This window comes from Veillonella sp. CHU594 (assembly GCF_003992265.1).
Lineage (GTDB): Bacteria > Bacillota > Negativicutes > Veillonellales > Veillonellaceae > F0422.
In genome coordinates, this window is the sequence record NZ_RQVB01000005.1 from 75,754 (window position 1) to 92,834 (window position 17,081).

At 38.8% G+C, this 17,081-nt stretch carries 18 protein-coding genes; all 18 read right to left on the reverse strand.

The features are described from left to right. Positions 1-8: 8 nt before the first annotated feature. Positions 9-1,460 carry a glucose-6-phosphate isomerase gene (locus EO111_RS04395; protein WP_127010843.1) on the reverse strand — a complete coding sequence of 484 codons (1,452 nt, stop codon included), beginning with the start codon at positions 1,458-1,460 and terminating at the stop codon, positions 9-11. 98 nt (positions 1,461-1,558) lie between these two features. Next, on the reverse strand, positions 1,559-2,269 hold the full coding sequence (locus EO111_RS04400; RefSeq protein WP_127010844.1) for a viroplasmin family protein: 711 nt from the start codon (positions 2,267-2,269) through the stop codon (positions 1,559-1,561). A 2-nt stretch (positions 2,270-2,271) separates the two neighbouring features. Further along, positions 2,272-2,760: a Cys-tRNA(Pro) deacylase gene (ybaK, locus tag EO111_RS04405; protein WP_127010845.1), complete on the reverse strand. Its 489-nt coding sequence runs from the start codon at positions 2,758-2,760 to the stop codon at positions 2,272-2,274. Positions 2,761-2,768: 8 nt separating this feature from the next. Beyond that, positions 2,769-3,767 carry a nucleoid-associated protein gene (locus EO111_RS04410; RefSeq protein WP_127010846.1) on the reverse strand — a complete coding sequence of 333 codons (999 nt, stop codon included), beginning with the start codon at positions 3,765-3,767 and terminating at the stop codon, positions 2,769-2,771. A gap of 50 nt (positions 3,768-3,817) precedes the next feature. Next, entirely contained in the window at positions 3,818-4,735 is a 918-nt protein-coding gene (locus EO111_RS04415) for an NAD-dependent epimerase/dehydratase family protein (protein WP_127010847.1), read from the reverse strand. A 91-nt stretch (positions 4,736-4,826) separates the two neighbouring features. Next, positions 4,827-5,375 (reverse strand): NAD(P)H-dependent oxidoreductase, encoded by a 549-nt coding sequence (locus EO111_RS04420; protein WP_126940747.1) that lies wholly within the window; start codon positions 5,373-5,375, stop codon positions 4,827-4,829. Positions 5,376-5,418: 43 nt separating this feature from the next. Then, positions 5,419-6,348: a ComEC/Rec2 family competence protein gene (locus EO111_RS04425; RefSeq protein ID WP_127010848.1), complete on the reverse strand. Its 930-nt coding sequence runs from the start codon at positions 6,346-6,348 to the stop codon at positions 5,419-5,421. Positions 6,349-6,387: 39 nt separating this feature from the next. Beyond that, positions 6,388-7,980, reverse strand: a complete 1,593-nt coding sequence (locus EO111_RS04430) for an NAD(P)H-hydrate dehydratase (RefSeq protein WP_127010849.1) — start codon at positions 7,978-7,980, stop codon at positions 6,388-6,390. Positions 7,981-7,991: 11 nt separating this feature from the next. After that, a complete protein-coding gene (gene acpS / locus EO111_RS04435) occupies positions 7,992-8,354 on the reverse strand; it encodes a holo-ACP synthase (RefSeq protein ID WP_038145166.1) in 363 nt (120 codons plus the stop codon). Between the two features lie 4 nt (positions 8,355-8,358). Further along, positions 8,359-9,006, reverse strand: a complete 648-nt coding sequence (rpe, locus tag EO111_RS04440) for a ribulose-phosphate 3-epimerase (protein ID WP_127010850.1) — start codon at positions 9,004-9,006, stop codon at positions 8,359-8,361. Position 9,007: 1 nt separating this feature from the next. Next, on the reverse strand, positions 9,008-9,868 hold the full coding sequence (gene rsgA / locus EO111_RS04445) for a ribosome small subunit-dependent GTPase A (RefSeq protein ID WP_126940751.1): 861 nt from the start codon (positions 9,866-9,868) through the stop codon (positions 9,008-9,010). An 8-nt stretch (positions 9,869-9,876) separates the two neighbouring features. Further along, entirely contained in the window at positions 9,877-11,781 is a 1,905-nt protein-coding gene (gene pknB, locus EO111_RS04450; RefSeq protein WP_127010851.1) for a Stk1 family PASTA domain-containing Ser/Thr kinase, read from the reverse strand. Positions 11,782-11,792: 11 nt separating this feature from the next. Beyond that, entirely contained in the window at positions 11,793-12,491 is a 699-nt protein-coding gene (locus EO111_RS04455) for a Stp1/IreP family PP2C-type Ser/Thr phosphatase (RefSeq protein WP_062402425.1), read from the reverse strand. After that, a complete protein-coding gene (gene rlmN, locus EO111_RS04460; protein ID WP_127010852.1) occupies positions 12,488-13,537 on the reverse strand; it encodes a 23S rRNA (adenine(2503)-C(2))-methyltransferase RlmN in 1,050 nt (349 codons plus the stop codon). Before rlmN ends, EO111_RS04455 begins: the two co-directional genes overlap by 4 nt. After that, positions 13,534-14,892, reverse strand: coding sequence for a 16S rRNA (cytosine(967)-C(5))-methyltransferase RsmB (rsmB, locus tag EO111_RS04465; RefSeq protein WP_127010853.1), 1,359 nt, complete (start codon positions 14,890-14,892; stop codon positions 13,534-13,536). Before rsmB ends, rlmN begins: the two co-directional genes overlap by 4 nt. Further along, positions 14,864-15,634: a DUF116 domain-containing protein gene (locus tag EO111_RS04470; protein ID WP_127010877.1), complete on the reverse strand. Its 771-nt coding sequence runs from the start codon at positions 15,632-15,634 to the stop codon at positions 14,864-14,866. The genes rsmB and EO111_RS04470 overlap by 29 nt, the downstream gene beginning before the upstream one ends. Further along, positions 15,627-16,604, reverse strand: a complete 978-nt coding sequence (gene fmt, locus EO111_RS04475; protein WP_127010854.1) for a methionyl-tRNA formyltransferase — start codon at positions 16,602-16,604, stop codon at positions 15,627-15,629. Before fmt ends, EO111_RS04470 begins: the two co-directional genes overlap by 8 nt. After that, positions 16,604-17,080: a peptide deformylase gene (gene def / locus EO111_RS04480; protein WP_009353453.1), complete on the reverse strand. Its 477-nt coding sequence runs from the start codon at positions 17,078-17,080 to the stop codon at positions 16,604-16,606. Before def ends, fmt begins: the two co-directional genes overlap by 1 nt. Position 17,081: the final 1 nt, after the last annotated feature.

The following is a 17,081-nucleotide window of genomic DNA, read 5'->3' on the forward strand; positions in this document are numbered from 1 at the left end:
TACTTCTCCTATGCTTTTGAAAGTTTAGGTCCTAACAATTTTTTATACACTTCTACGCCTGGTTGATTGAAAGCATCCACCCCTGCCAATTGTCCTTCAAAATAAATGGCCCAGCACATAGTAAACATCAATTCTCCTAAGTGGAAAGCATTCATAGTTGGAACTTGATAGGTTCCATTAAATCGTCCATCACTAGCTAATGACTCTGCATTGGATGCCAAAGCAGCACGATTGATAAATCCTAAGTCAAGACCGGCTAAAGCTTCTAGTTTACTGTATTGGTCATACATATGTGGCACTGTTAGATTCACATGCCAATTTTCTACATCTACAAAAGATACAACTTTATCATAGCGTCCTTCTTGATGTTCCTGTGTTTGGGCATGCATGTCTGTAGTACCTACCGCCACAATTGGAGTACGACCATAATGTCCAGACTTGTCATCTTTTTCTTTACCTAGGGATTCCGCTAATAACTGTACATACCATTCAGATAAGGATTTCAGACGATCTGCATAAGGCATAAAGACTTCAATATGACGGCCATATTGTTCGGAGCCAATATATTTTAACACTGCACTCAATAAAGCAGGGTTTTTCCAAACATCTTGTTCTTGTGCTGCTATATCTGCTGCTTTAGCCCCCTCTAAATAGGCATGAATATCAAAACCTAATAAAGCACCGATTACTAATCCCACTTCTGAGAACACAGAGAAACGACCACCAATGCCATCAGGTACAGCAAAAATGGAGTCTCCCCAACCTTCTGCAACGGCTAACTTATGAAGTAATGTTTCTTTTTCATCATCTCTAGGGTCTGTTACGACTAGCACTTCATAATCAATCATAGCTACTTCTAGGGCTTCTTTCACAATCATGAAGTTTGTCATTGGTTCAATAGTAGAACCAGATTTAGAAATTAGCACCAATAGCACTTTATACTCATTAGGTACATGAGCATGGTCTTCTAAAAATTGTTGCTCTTTCCATTCTCTTTGTAATTGCTTGATTAATTCTTGGGTACGTACAGGGTCAACATTATTACCACTGAAATACATACGTGGGCGGTAATTACGTTCTTCATCACTCATGGAGTTCCAAAACTCCCCACAATGTACGTCAAATAATACTTTTCCACCTAGGAAAGAACCACCAATACCAAAGCTAACTACAGTACTAACCTTCTTTTCTTTCAAAGCATCAAGGCGAGCCATCACTGTTGGGTTGTTAATATAGCCTTCCACTACATACGGCAATTGTGGAAAAAGTACTAATTCAGGCTCTCCATCTTTGGATAGATGGCCTTTTACAACACCATGATGACGAGTTTCTTCCGCTGCTACTAAGGCATCAGAAATCGCAGTGCCTAAGTTTGTTACATCTGCTTCCGTCACCCCACCAGGTAACATCATATTTGTATAATCATAAACAAAACCAGAGTCTAATTGAATCCGTTTCATAGTTTCCTCCTATGTACAGTATGATTGTAATCGTACTTTTATTGTACATCAAATCATAGAGAGATTAAAGGAATTTTATGAGAAATTTCCTACCAGTGTTATTTTAGTAGCGTTCCTTTCTTTGCTAATGCATCTGCACGGTCGTTATAGGCGATACCAGAGTGAGCTTTTACCTTATGAAAATCGATACGAAGTTGTTTGCTAGCTTCTTTCATTCGTTTCGCATAGTTAGTTGTTAATGGATTATTTGTTTTCCATCTACCTGTAGCCCACATTTCAATGCCCATATAATCATAATAGAGAGAGCATGATGTATACCCATGGTCTAGTGCATAATCCACTACATGAAGTGCTGCTAATAATTCCCCAGACACATTCCAATAGGCCACATGATTCGGTTCTGTACTCGAAAGAGAAAATTCTACTTCTTCTGCACCAAGAAGAATAACCCCTCCAGAGCCAACCACACCTTTTCGCTTATCAAAACTGCCGTCGATAAAAGCACGAATTTCACAAGGATCTGATTCTACGATTTGACTTATGTTATCTGTCTGTGTCTTAAGGTATTCACCTACGCTCATACGTTTAGACGCACTAGCAGATGTTTTCTTTGTACCAGTTCTAGTCGGTTTAATCCCTGCACTCTTAGGTAAATCGATAGAGCCCATATAGGCTTTTGCTTCTGCTTCTGTAGGGAATGACTTATACTGCGCACCAGGAAATCCTTTTACTTGCACTTCACAGTCAGACCATGTCACGTAGATTCCTGGATTGTGCCCTACTTGAACAGCATAATACTTCTTTGCCATACTTACCCCATTGTCAGTGGCGCTATCGTGCCACCTACTACATCTACTAATGCTTGTGGATTAACCTGTACTTGCATCCCTCTAAGTCCTGCACTGACATAGACCATAGGAATGGATGTAATGCTATCATCAAAATAGGTAGGAAATGCTTTTTTCATCCCTAATGGAGAGCAACCGCCACGTAAGTATCCTGTTAATGGTAATAAGTCTTTTACCGCAATCAATTCTACCGATTTATTTCCGCTCACTCGTGCGGCTTGTTTCATATCTAGTTCCCCTTCTACAGGAATACAGAATACTACATGACCTGTTACATTGCCTTTCCCAACCAATGTTTTAAACACTTGTTCAGGCGGAATATGCAAAGATTCAGCAACATGTATACCAGCTCCGCGTTCTTCAGACCATTCGTAGGTGAACACTTCATAGTCAATATGGTGAGTATCTAGTATGCGTAATGCATTTGTTTTTTTATGTCCTTTTTTACTCATAAGACCCCCTATTTGTTGGTAATCTTTGAAATATTTTTTAATTCAATACGTAAGGTACCATTTTCGTTTGTTGAAATTTCTATGAACTCGCGATCATTCATATATTCTACTGGAAATGAAAGTTCAATACCAGTATCTGTTTTAATTTTATGTTGCTTGCCCACTTTAGTAGCATAAGTCCGACTCACTGGCAATGGTTCAAGTAAATCTTCTTCTGCTAGCTCTTTCATAGCTGCTTCTCGCTGAATGGGGTTCGTACTAAACACTTGCTCAATAATATGTCGTGCTTCTAATGTGTCAGAAACTTCTGCATTCTTAGCTAGTAATTCTTTTGTTTTAGCCATAGCTGCCACACCATCTTGCTCATGAGCTTTAGAAATTCGATCTACCACTGTGCGTACTTTTTTCACTGTATCTTTAGAAGACGGATTCGTGGTAACCTGAAAGATTCGTTCTTCCAAGAAGTGCATTTTCTCTCCATCATATTCTCCTTTCGGCTCAAAGAGACGAATGGATAAATCAGAAAGTTTAATACTTGCAAAAGCATATAGTTTTTGTGTCACTGTTGGTAATACAACTCTATGCTCTACTAATTTTGTTGCTAATGAACCATCCTCTTCTGAATATAATTGATGAGTATATCCATCATGAGCTTTACAAAGAAGAACACAAAGGTAAGCTTGCTCTCCTTGTGCTTCACAGACAATCATATCTAGTACACAAGGGTCCATTGCTTGTGCCATATAGGTAAATAAAGTCTCACCTAGTTCTTTACCAAACTCTACAAGGCTTACTTCTTGATTCTCCAATTGTTTAATCTTTCGCCCCCATGGGGTTTGGTCCGAGATATAACCAGTTCTGGCTCCAGGATCTTGTAACGCTTTCATCACATGCATTTCAAGATAGCTCTGTATCTCTGGTTCAGTCATATCCATAGGATGATCTGAATAAGCCGACATAGACGATGTAAAGTCAAACACTTCTAGTACAGCTGCATTAATTTGCATAGTTCCTCCTCAATAACAAAGAGCTTTGCCTGCGCAAAGCTCTTATGATGTTATCTATTATCTTTCACATAGTGATAGGTATTTTCCAGTCCTTTTTGTAATGTCCATTTCGGCATATACCCTAAACATTGTTTTGCTTTTGCAGTACTCAATAAAGAATGTTTAATATCACCAATGCGCGGTTCTTCATAATGACGTTCTACCGTAGTGCCAGCAATGTGCTCTAATGTGTCGATTAATTCATTCACAGAAATTCCAGTTTCTGTACTCACATTGATAACCCCTGTTACATCATTATTCAATCCCAATATATTTGCTTCTACTACGTCATCTACATAGACAAAGTCACGTGTTTGTTCTCCATCGCCAAAAATTTTGATAGATTCACCATTCGCCACATGTTCGCAGAAAATACTAACAACTCCACCTTCACCGCCATTGCCTTGACGTGGTCCATATACATTAGAATAGCGATAGCAAATATAGGGTAATCCAAAAGATTCTTGGTAAATACGCAAATAGCCTTCCGTAGTTAATTTTGTCAATCCATAACAAGAACGAGGCACTCCTGCCAATTCCTCTGTCAAAGGTAATACCTCTAAATCACCATATACTGCAGCAGAGGATGGCATAAGGAATTTTTTTACACCCACTTTAACTGAGGCTTGTAATAAATTCAATAGTCCCATTAGATTGATATCACAATCTTCTGTTGGATGTACCATGGATTCTGCTACTACTGTTTGCGCTGCCTCATGAAATACATAGTCCGGTTGAAAGTCTTCAAACACATCATATATTCTTTCATCTCGTATATCTAGTTCTAAAAATTTAGCTTGTTCATTGACAAATGTCCGCAATCCGCTGCTTAAATTGTCAATGACAAGTACACGATGTCCCTCTTGAATCAACCTGTCTACTAGATGTGATCCAATGAAACCGGCACCGCCTGTTACAATTATATTCATGTTCCTTATTCCTGTATCAATGACTGTCTTTAGTAATATAAATTATACACCGTGTCTAGTATAGTGCAATAGTATGTATCCTATGGCGCACTTAAGCGTCTATATACTGAACTAATTGATCACAGTGTTCTTTTGCTTGTCTATGAATCACTTGTAGCTGTACATCTTCACCCGTATACAGCATATTGCCAGTGAAAACACCACCTCTAAAATTCATTTTACAGAACTTACAAGTAGCTTCACAGGTTTTAAATATTTCATCAATGGTAATGCCTTTATCACCTTGCAATGTATATTCATCATTACCACAAGCGGCGGTAAGACCAACAACCATATCCTTACCGGCTACTGCATAGGTATCTGCTCCATAGGCCCAACCATAAGCAAACACTTCTTCAAACCATCTCATAATCAGCGATGTTAAAGAGTACCAAAATAGAGGAGACTGTATCACAATCGTATCCGCCCACAGCAGCTTTTCACGTTCTGCTTCTACATTGATTTTGTAATCTCCGTAGAGCACTTCCAAACGATCAAACTCAGCCTTAGGATATTTTTCTTTAAGCAACGCGAGAATCTCTTTGTTTGCCACAGAATTTTCTTCGTGGGTATGACCTGTTACAATTAAAATGTTTTTCATTTCTATACCTCCCCTAATTTAGATACTTATATAGTACACTCTATTATCGTTCTCGTTGGATATCATAGTCTGTACCATTTGTCCGAATGGTAATAGTTCCCATCGTATCTGTACGATAGATATCTATATGTTCTTCCAATAAGCGTGCCATAGCTTTCTCACCAGGATGTCCATACGAATTATGTAAACCTGCAGAAATAACAGCTGCTTCTGGTCGAACAGAACGAATAAAATCTTTTTGACTGGAACCATTACTACCATGATGTCCCACTTTTAAGACTTTACTAGACATTTTTGTGTTTTGCTCTTTAATAAGGCGTGCTTCTTCTTCTTTTTCCGCATCACCAGTCATAAGCATAGAAAATTTACCAAATGTCAGCTTACCTACAATGGAGTTATTATTTTGATGAACTTCCCCTTTTTTGTCAGTCATCACGTCCCCTTTCCAAGGGGCATAGACCTCAAAATAAGCGCCATTTCCTAAGTCTAAAAGATCACCTTTATGAAGTGTTTCACGATGAATCTGTTTTGTCTCTATCATTTTTAAATAGGTTCTATAGGTACCACTATCGATATCGATGCCATTATCATAGACATGTTTAATCGGGATTGCTTTGGCAATAGCATAGAAACCGCCAATATGGTCCGCATGAGGATGTGTCAAAATGATATTTTCTAATTCTTTCACACCATATTTTTTTAATAAGGCGACCACCTGTGGTCTATGTTCAATATCGCCTGTATCAATCATGGAAAATCTATCACCAATTTGGAGTAAAATTGCATCTCCTTGTCCGATATCCAGTACATGGACCTTCATAGTACCAGTTGGTGCTTGCGTAGATTGACTGACCTCTGTCTTTGCAACATTTGCATTCGCCTGTGAAAGTTCTTTTCCACACCCTAGTAAACTAAGCAGTGATACTACCAATACACCTAGCAAGAGCAGATATTTATATATTGTTTTTTTCATTTTTAAGTACTTTTTAACCTATATATATTACAACAGTTATTACAGTGGTTGAATCTGATTGCAGCCCTCTATCGTTCGTAGTACACGACCAATTCGTTGTGCCACCTCTGTAGGCGTAAACCCTGGACCACAATCATCTAGTGCTAGATCTCCAGCACGACTATGGGCATAGATAGCAATATTTATAGCATCTATAGGGTTTTGTTCTTGATTTAACATAGAACCAATTATGCCAGCTAATACATCACCCATGCCACCAGTTCCCATATAGGGATTACCTCTCGTTGTTAGATATATTTTACCAAATGGAGTGGCAAGAATCGTTGGTTGTCCTTTTAGGACAACATATACACCGTGTTCTTTCGCAAATTCGTTAGCATATCCAATAGGATCTTTGTTAAGCTCTTCTATACTTTTCCCCGTAAGAACAGAAAATTCACCTAAATGCGGTGTCAGTACAATAATATAATCATCTTTTCCTAATTCATAGGCGCGATACTTCAATAGCAATAGTTCACTAGCAATAGCTATAAGCCCATCTGCATCAAGTACCATATGGCTACCTGTAACAGATTGTATCCATTGAAGTAAATGTTTCTTCTCACTATTGCTTCTGCCACCACCAGGGCCAATGACTACTGTGCTATTCCCATCTAGTTGTTCTACATCGCTACTATCACGAATCATCATTTCAGGGCGACTCAAGGAACGCAACGCATCTAACTCATTTATACCAGACAGAATAGTGACTTTTCCAGCTCCACTGCGTAAAGCTCCTTCAGCACTTAATATGGGTGCCCCATAAATCCCCGGCGAACCACCCACAATATAGACATGACCATTGGTCCCTTTATGAGCAATAGGTGAACGAGGCTCTACATACAAGGAATCTGCATTGTTCCAATAGATTTCGGGCCAATTATGATCAGACTTCCGCAATGCATGATGCGGAAAAGGATATCCGATACTGCCTATACTCATATGTCCTACACATTGTCTTCCCGGATAGAAAAGTATTCCTACTTTAGGGGCTAATAATGTAATCGTTTCATCTGCTTTAAATGAAGATATATCTGCACTACCTGTCAGACCATTAACCCCACTAGGAATATCGATGGCAATACATGTTCTAGTATCACTATAAGAACGCCATTCTTTACATTGTTCAAAAATAGATCGTATTCGTTTGGGTAGTTCACCATGAAATCCTGTGCCAAACACGCCATCTACCACAATACTTACATCCTGTAATATATGTGAGGGTATTAGATTTCCATTAGACTGCATCATCTCATCAGGCACAATCGTAATCGTATCTTCTAGAGTATGTACCACCTTCCATTGTTGTTGAAACAAAGGAGACCCTTCTTTTGGATTCCCACATACAATAACATAGGGAGTCACTTCAGGAACTTCTGTTAGCAAGCGTGCTGCCACTAAGGCATCACCACCGTTGTTGCCAATGCCACAAAGAAACATAACTCCCTTTGGCCCCTTTATTTCTTGTATGTATCTATGTACTACCTCAAAAACAGATCGTCCCGCTTGTTCCATTAAATGAGATACTGGAAGTCCTAAACTTTCAATATATTGATCTACTATGTTAACTTGCTTTGGTGTTAATAGTCGCATCGGTCTATCCTCTAATATACAATGACAGTACTCGTAGCATATTCATGACAATGGCTAATAGAAACTTGCAACGTTTCGTATCCTAAGGCTTTCATTTGTTGTCCAAAATAGCCTGTACAAGTAAGAACAGGGGCTCCCCATGCATCATGAGTAATTTCAATATTCTGCCAAGAGCCATGACGAAATCCTGTTCCTAAAGCTTTTACACAAGCTTCTTTCGCCGCAAAGATGCCCGCAAAGGATGCAGCTGCCTGTTTGTTACGTCCCCACGCGTAGTTTCGTTCGTATTCTGTAAATACTCGTTGTAAAAAGCTGTCCCGTTCAATCGCTTGTTCCATGCGATGAATTTCTATAATATCTGTGCCTACTCGAATCATATTATCCTCGTAATTTGGCAATCATATCTGCACGATCTGCTGCACCAAATACAGCAGAACCAGCTACTAATAGGGTAGCCCCTGCTTCACGCACTAATGGAGCTGTTTCCAAGTTAATACCACCATCTACTTCTACAACAGCTTTTATATTACCTACAGAGTCCAATAATTCTCGAGCTTGTTTTACTTTTTTCACTGCATTATGAATAAACGATTGCCCTCCAAAGCCTGGATTTACACTCATAATTAGAATTAAATCCAAATCTTCTGCAATATCTTCCAGTAAGGATACTGGCGTAGATGGATTTAAAGAAACTCCTGCTTTCATACCAGTTGCTTTGATGGCTTGAATCAAACGATGCGCATGTGGCACAGCTTCCCAATGAAAGGTGAAATACTCCACACCTATCTTGGCATACTCTTCTACATAATCGTCTGGATTTTCTACCATTAAATGTACATCAAAGGGCAACTTTGTATGTGGACGTAATGCTTTTACCACAGGAGCACCAAATGTTAGATTTGGCACAAAATGTCCATCCATCACATCAATATGTAATAAGTCAGCACCACCTTCTTCGATAGTACGAATATCTTCTCGCAAATTAGAAAAATCTGCCGATAACATAGATGGGGCAATTTGAATCATCTTATCGTCTCCTTTGATCTTCAAGTTCTGATTTAATCGTCAAATAGGATTGGTATCGTTGCTCACTAATCTGCCTATTAGCTAAGGCATCTTTCACAGAACAAATAGGTTCATGACTATGGGAACAAGGACTAAACTTGCATCCCCTATCATGGTCACCAAACTCAGGGAATGTATGCACTAACTCTTCTACAGTCATCCCTGTATGCTCTAGAGCTGAAAATCCTGGTGTATCCATGATAAAGGAACTTTCATCCAAGCTGTATAAAGAGGCATGGCGCGTCGTATGGCGACCACGTTTAATCTTATCGCTAACAGCCCCTGTTTGAAAGGCAAAATTCGGATCTACTGCATTTAGCAAACTACTTTTACCTACGCCAGAAGGGCCGGCAAAGGCACTGATTTTACCATGTAATACATGGCGTAACTCCTCAATCCCTTCACCAGTATATGTGGACGTGCAGAGTACAGTGTAACCGATATTTTCATAGATAGATTTCAGTTTCATCGTATCTTCTGTATGCAAATCATATTTATTAATCACTAGTACTGGAGGAATATGACTATGATGAATCATCACTAATAAACGATCCAATAATAGAGGATGAATATCTGGCTCTCTAGCTGCTACCACTACAATGACTTGGTCAATATTGGCAATGGCTGGTCTACGCAAAGAATTTCTTCGTGGTTCAATCGTATCAATCCAAGAATCTTCTGTAATTGTCACTGAATCACCTACTAAAAGGGAATATCGTTCTTTTTTTAATCGACCACGCACTTTACATTCATGCACATCTCCATTTGGAGTCTGCACATAAAAGTAGCCATTCATATTTTTAATTACAACACCTTGTTCCATAGTCTCTCCTATAAGGATTGTTCTTGCACTAATGCATTGTTTAAGTACACCTGTACGCGTACATTTCCAGATCCTGATACACTTTTCACAATACGATCTCCAGGCGCATTTGTACCATCATAGACAACACGACCGCCATCGTCATCAATAACCACTAGCTTGATATGCTGGGAGGCACGTCCATTTGGTACGGTTATATCTACTACACCTTTTGTAGTACCATTTTGTTTACTATTAGTAGTATCTTTTTTGGCATCTTTTGCTTGCCCTACTAGAGAAATACTTTCATCACGTTTTACGGAAGATCCTGGTGCTGGGCTTACTTCAGTTACAATTGCAGAATCCTCATTAGAGCCTGATATTTTACTAATGCTTAATCCTAAATTTCCCAATGCTTCTTTCGCTTCTTTAATTGTCATACCCACTACATTAGGTATCTCTACCATGGTAGATTTTGTTTCATTAATCGTAATATCTACGGTTGCATTTTTAGAGGCTTTACCGCCTGGCTGTAAGCCTTGACTAATAATAACTCCATCATCTTTACTAGTGTCACTTACATAGGATATCTTACCAATTGATAGGCCTAAGGCTTTCAACTTTTCTCTTGCCTGATCAAAACTCATCCCTTGTAGATCTGGTATTGTTATATCGCCAGCACCTTTACTAACCACCAAATGAACCATCCGTTGTTCTTTTACTGTTTCACCTGGCTCAGGACTCTGTGAAATAACCTGCCCTGCAGGTACATCAGAGTTAGTTACCTCTGAACTAGAGACTCGAAGATGTCGTTCTTCCAACAATCGTGTAGCCACACTTAATTGTTTGCCCACCACGTTTGGCACATCTACTGTGGAATTACTCCAAAAGTTACCAAAACTCAAGAAGGCCCATAAAAAGGCAAGCAAAAAGGCAAAAACAGCACCACCAATGACATATTTTTGTGGTAAGTTTCCAAGTTTTGCCAATATTCCTTCTTGTGAATCAGCCTCATCTTCCATAGTGTCTGTCTCCATAGGAGGTAATACTTGTGTAGCAAAGTCATGCTGTAATGGTCGTGTCGAAGTACTACCACGATAACCTAAAGACATCCGTAAAGCTTGAATCATCTCAGAAATAGAACCAAATCTCTTACCAGGTTCTTTTTCTAATGCTGTCAAAACAACTTGCTCTAACTGTGCTGGAATCTGTGGATTCTTAATACGTGGTGCCAATACTCGATCACGTACATGTTGTAAGGCTACACTAACTGGTGTCTCTCCTCTAAAAGGAACTTCTCCCGTTAATAATTCATAAAGCACAACCCCTAATGAATAAATATCTGTACTCACATTAATACTTTTTCCACTAGCTTGTTCTGGAGAAATATAATGAGCTGATCCCATTACTGAATTTGTATACATCATCGTAGCTGCTGTATTAATTGCACGAGCAATGCCAAAGTCAGTTACTTTGATACGGCCAGAATCTGTAATTAAAATATTATGCGGTTTTATATCACAATGTACTATGCCCATCATGTGTGCATGCTCCAAGCCCTCTGCAATAGCTACTACTATTTTTACAGCCTCTTGCACAGATACTTGATTACCATGATGTTGAATATACTCTTTCAATGTACATCCAGATACATATTCCATAATAATGTAATGAAAGCCTTGATCAAAGCCTACATCATACATACTAACAACATTGGGATGATTTAATTTACCAGCAGCTTGCGCTTCTCGCTTAAACCGAGCCACAAAATCTTGATCACTACCAAAATTTTGATGCAAAATTTTAATGGCCACAGGTCTTCCTAACAATGTATCTTTTCCAAGATATACGTCGGCCATGCCGCCAACACCTATTTTTTGCTGTACTTCATAGCGATGGTCAAAGACCAATCCTACTAATGTAAGTCTATCCATAAGTCACCTCTTTATATACGTCCTAGTACGATTGTCACATTATCTCGTGCTCCCGCATCATACACAAGGTGCACTAAATCTTCTAACGCTCTATTTTCATTTTGTTCTTCAGAAAGAACTTGTTCAATCTTGGATTCTTCAATATAACCAGATAAACCATCACTACAAAGTAAGATTCGGTCATTTTGAAATAATTCTATCATCCCTGTATCGACTTCTACCGATTCATAGACGCCAATCGCACGGGTTAACATATTCCGATTAGGATGATGAAGAACTTCTTCTTCTGTAATCGTTCCAGCTTCTACTAACTGTTGTACCATAGAATGATCTTTTGTCATGCGTTGTAAACCTTTTTCGCCATATATATATAAACGGCTATCTCCTACGTGAGCCCAATATAAAATATTATTTTGCACATAAGCCACAACAGCAGTAGTTCCCATACCTTCTAATTCCTTATAAGATTGGCTTTTTCTATACACCATATGATTCGCCTCTAGTATGGCATTTCGCAATACATGAGCAGATACTTCTTTAGACTTTTCTACTACATTTACAATAGCATCTACCACCATAGTACTAGCATATTCTCCACCAGTATATCCACCCATACCATCTGCTACAATTAACAGCGGTCCTTGTGCATAAAAGCGATCTTCGTTTCGCTGGCGAACTAGCCCAGTTTTACTAATTCCTAAACTAATCATACCCTTCCTTCTTTCAAAGATTGTTGATGTTGTATTTTTAATTGTCCACAAGCTGCTTGGATTTCATCTCCCATTTCCTTACGAATCGTTACAGACACACCATAGGATTCTACAATAGACTTAAACTCTTGCATTGCTTTCATAGACGGTTTATATAAATTAATATGTTCATTTCCATTGACAGGAATTAAGTTGACATTACAATGAGGAAATTGTTTTGCAATACTACCTAGTTCATGAGCTTCTTTTTCAGATGTATTCACATCTTTAATTAAAATATATTCAAAGGTTACACGGCGTTCTGTCCGTCGATAATATTCTGCCACAGCATCTAGCACATCTTGTAAAGCATACGTCGCCCCTATAGGCATAATTTCTTTTCGTTTTTCATCAGTAGTAGCATGCAATGATAATGCTAATGTGATAGGTAGTTCCAGTTCTGCAAAACGATAAATATTGGGTACTAAACCACATGTAGATACAGTCATTCGACGATAACCTATATTAAAGCTTTCTTTTTCATGAATAAATTGCAATGCTTCCATAGTGTAATCGAAGTTTTGTAATGGTTCTCCAGATCCCATGACAACAATGGAGTTGACTTCTTCTTTGATGATGCTTTCAAACAATAATAACTGCCCAACAATTTCAGCTACCGTCAGATTCCGGAATAGGCCTTCTGTAGTGGATGCACAAAAAATACATCCCATAGCACATCCCACTTGAGATGACAAACACACAGAATTCCCATAGTGCTGCTTCATCAGTACCGTTTCTACTTGATGCCCATCAGAAAATCTGAGCAATAATTTCTTCGTATTTCCATCAGAACTAGTAGATTCTCGCACCACCGTAGGAAGTGTAATTGTACAGTGTGTAGCAAGCCATTCACGCATTGCCTGTGGAAGCTGTAACATATCTTCCATAGAGAATACGTGACGTTGATAAATATAATCCATAATCTGTTTCGCTCTAAACTTTGGAAACCCTCCATCTGTCACAACTTTACTTAATGCTGGCAATGAAAGGCCAAGTAATTCTATCATGCTCTCTCCTTACGTAAACGGGCTATAAAAAATCCATCCATATCATATACATGCGGTAATAAAGTAACCATAGGACCTTCTGCTGCAAACGGCAACAAGGGAGCCACATCTTCTAAGACAAAATTAGGGTTTTCTCGTAAAAAGTTTTCTACAACCCTTTCATTTTCCAATGTATTTATAGTACACGTAGAATATACCAAATGTCCCCCTACTTTTACATAGGAACTAGCATTATGCAATATTTGTTGCTGTAACATTGGCAATTCTTGTAATTGGGATTCCTCTTTTCTCCAACGCATATCTAATTTCTTCTGTAAGATTCCTAGTCCTGAACATGGTGCATCTACTAGTACCGCATCAAAAGACTCTTTCCATTGTTCTTCTTTAACTGTAGCATCCCCTTGCTGTGGTTGCACATTAGATATTTTCATGCGTTTTGCATTTGCCTGCAACAATTCTACTTTATGTTCATGAATATCCGTAGCTACGATAGTTCCTGTATTATCCATAAGGGTTGCCATATGTAATGTTTTACCACCCGGCGCTGCACAGGTATCTAAAATATGCATATGTTGTTTAGGTTGTACTGCATAAGCCACAGCCATAGAGGCTTCGTCCATGAATGTCATCAATCCCTCTTGTACCCATTTTGCTTCCTGCAATTGTCCTTTGTGAGATTTGATGATAATTGCATCTGGAATCATATGACTAGGCTCTACCACCCAATTTGCCTGTGAAAGCTCTTCTAATAAATCATACCGACTAATTCGTAAAGTATTCACTCGCGCTGTCAATAATGGAGTTTCATTGAACCATTCACAGAGATCAATTGTTTCTTCTAGACCTCGTTGCTCTATCCATAAACGGACTAGCCATAAAGGTTGATTATAAATATAGGAAATTCTCTCCGCTTCCGAAGTGGCTAAAGCATCTACTCCAATATCTTCGCGCTGTCGATCTACATTACGAAGCACAGCATTGACAAAACGGTCTGTACCAGGTGCCACTTTTTTGGCAAGCTTTACACTTTCATTCACCGCAGCACTAGAGGGTACCTTATCCATATAGAGCAATTGATACACTCCGAGTCTAAGAATTTCTAGTACAAAAGGAGATAATTTTTTAACCGGTTTCTTGGTAAAGTGAACGATAACGGCATCCAAGTAGTTTTTGCGTCGCACCACACCATATACCAATTCTGTAAAGAATCTACGATCTAAATCCTCTAGTCTTTCTTGCATCATATACTGAGGCAATACAATATTGGCATACTTCTTATCTCGATGTATATCTACTAAGGCTTTCATAGCTAGGCGCCGAATGTTTTTATATTCTTTCTTTTGTTTCGTTTCCATAGAGTAACCTTTCTATGACAAGTCTAATGTCTTCTGTATTGACTCGCGTATTACAACAAGGACCACAAGGTCGTTCATTTAAGACACCAATCACAGGAATAGGAAATACATCTGCCATGCCACTGACTAAGTCTCTTTCACAGGCGATAGCCACAATCGCTTGAGGACGAATTTCCTTAATTTTTAAACGTGCTAATGTACCACCTGTGACTACCACAAAATGACATCCATAGGTATCTGCAATATCTAGCAAGGTTCCTACTTGGCATCCCCCACAGCGCTTACAATTATGTACATCTGTAGTCACTTTATGTACACAGCTAGATAATTGTATGCAATGCGGTGTAAGCAATAATAATCGTTCTGGTTCCACGCGATACACTTGGGTGCTCACGAGATGATTAATTAACGCAATCAAGGATTGACTCACTTCATCCTTTGTATACCCAAAACATCTAGCTAAGACCGTGACCAAAGGAAATAAAAGATATAACCCACGATTGGATAGTCGCAATAAAATCGGATGTTGTATAGGATATATTGTGACTAATGCCATGTATATCCACATGGACCACCCAATCAATATAGGTAGTAGTAGCGCACTCTCTACGATAGGCCCGACAACAGGTCCCCATTGGGATAAGCTAAGATGCATCATCCAGACTATCCAACCCCATACCATGGAAATCAATAGCATTGCCACAGCCGTCACTGTTAAATATAGACGATAAGATTTATTCATCGCCAAAGCAAGCTCCTACTGCTAACTGATGACCACGAGCAAAATCACCTGCATTCATTCGTTTTTTATTTTCAGGCTGCACTTCTGTGACACGTAAGACCCCGTGACCAGTGAAAATACTGAAAGACTCTTTATCTACATGCACTATTGTCCCCTCTTTAGGATAGCCACAAGCCCCTTGTAAATGTTCAGGAGCATACTTGGAGGTAGGGTCTACTTTCGCATGCCAAAACTTAATCCGTTTACCCTCTAAGAATGTATAACATCCAGGACTGGGATTGAAAGCTCTTATTTTCGCAGCTAATGTATGTGCTGGTTCTGTAAAGTTAAGATGTCCCATCTCTTTCGTAATTTTTCCTGTTTCAATAGCTTCTTCATGATTTTGAGGGACTCTTGTTAACGTACCTAATTGTAAAGCATCTACAGCTGGTACAATCATCTGTGCCCCTAATTTTGCCAAAGCTGTAAAGATTGTACCAGATGTATCCTCTTCTGTAACAGGAATGCGTTCCATGAGCAGAGTATCACCTGTATCTAATCCTTCGTCCATATGCATAATAGTCATACCAGTTTCTGACTCTTCATGAAGAATCGCATATTGAATAGGTGCTGCACCTCTAAATTTCGGTAATAAAGAAGCATGTAGATTAATACACCCCAAAGGAGGCTGATGAATAAGCCAAGGAGGCAAAATTTTTCCATAAGCAATGACTACCACAATATCAGGAGCCAAGGATTGTAATAGTTCTTCCGCTTCTTCATTGCGCAAGGATTTTGGTTGATACACAGGAATATCATGCTCTAATGCCAACTCTTTCGTCGGCGGCATTTGTAATTTATTACCTCGCCCTTTCGGCTTATCTGGTTGACAAAATACACCTATTACAGTGTGTGGACTATCGATTAAAGCCTGTAACGTTGGGACTGCTATATCTGGAGTACCCATAAATACTATACGTAATGGATTCATTATTGTTGTTCCTTTTTATGGATAAAAATCTCATTGGGATTCACTAACTTTTCCACAAATAAAATACCATTTAAATGGTCGATTTCATGCTGAAAAATACGAGCTAAAAAGCCTTCTGCCTTAATTTTTATCTTTTTATTATTTCGATTGATACCATGTACTTCAATTTTGTCATATCGCTCTACATCGCCGAATAGTTCTGGTACGCTCAAACAACCTTCTAAGCCTACTTGAGAACCTTCTTTTTTCACGATTTCTGGGTTGATGACTTCAATTAAACCATTTCCATCATCTAGTACAATAATTCGTTTGGATACGTTGACTTGTGGTGCCGCCAAGCCTACACCATCTGTTTTATACATAGTTTCAGCCATATCATCTAATAATTGACGAATCTTTTTATTTACGAACTCTACCGGTTCTGCTATTTGTTTTAACACAGGATGCCCTGTTTTCATGACTTCTAAAACTGCCATA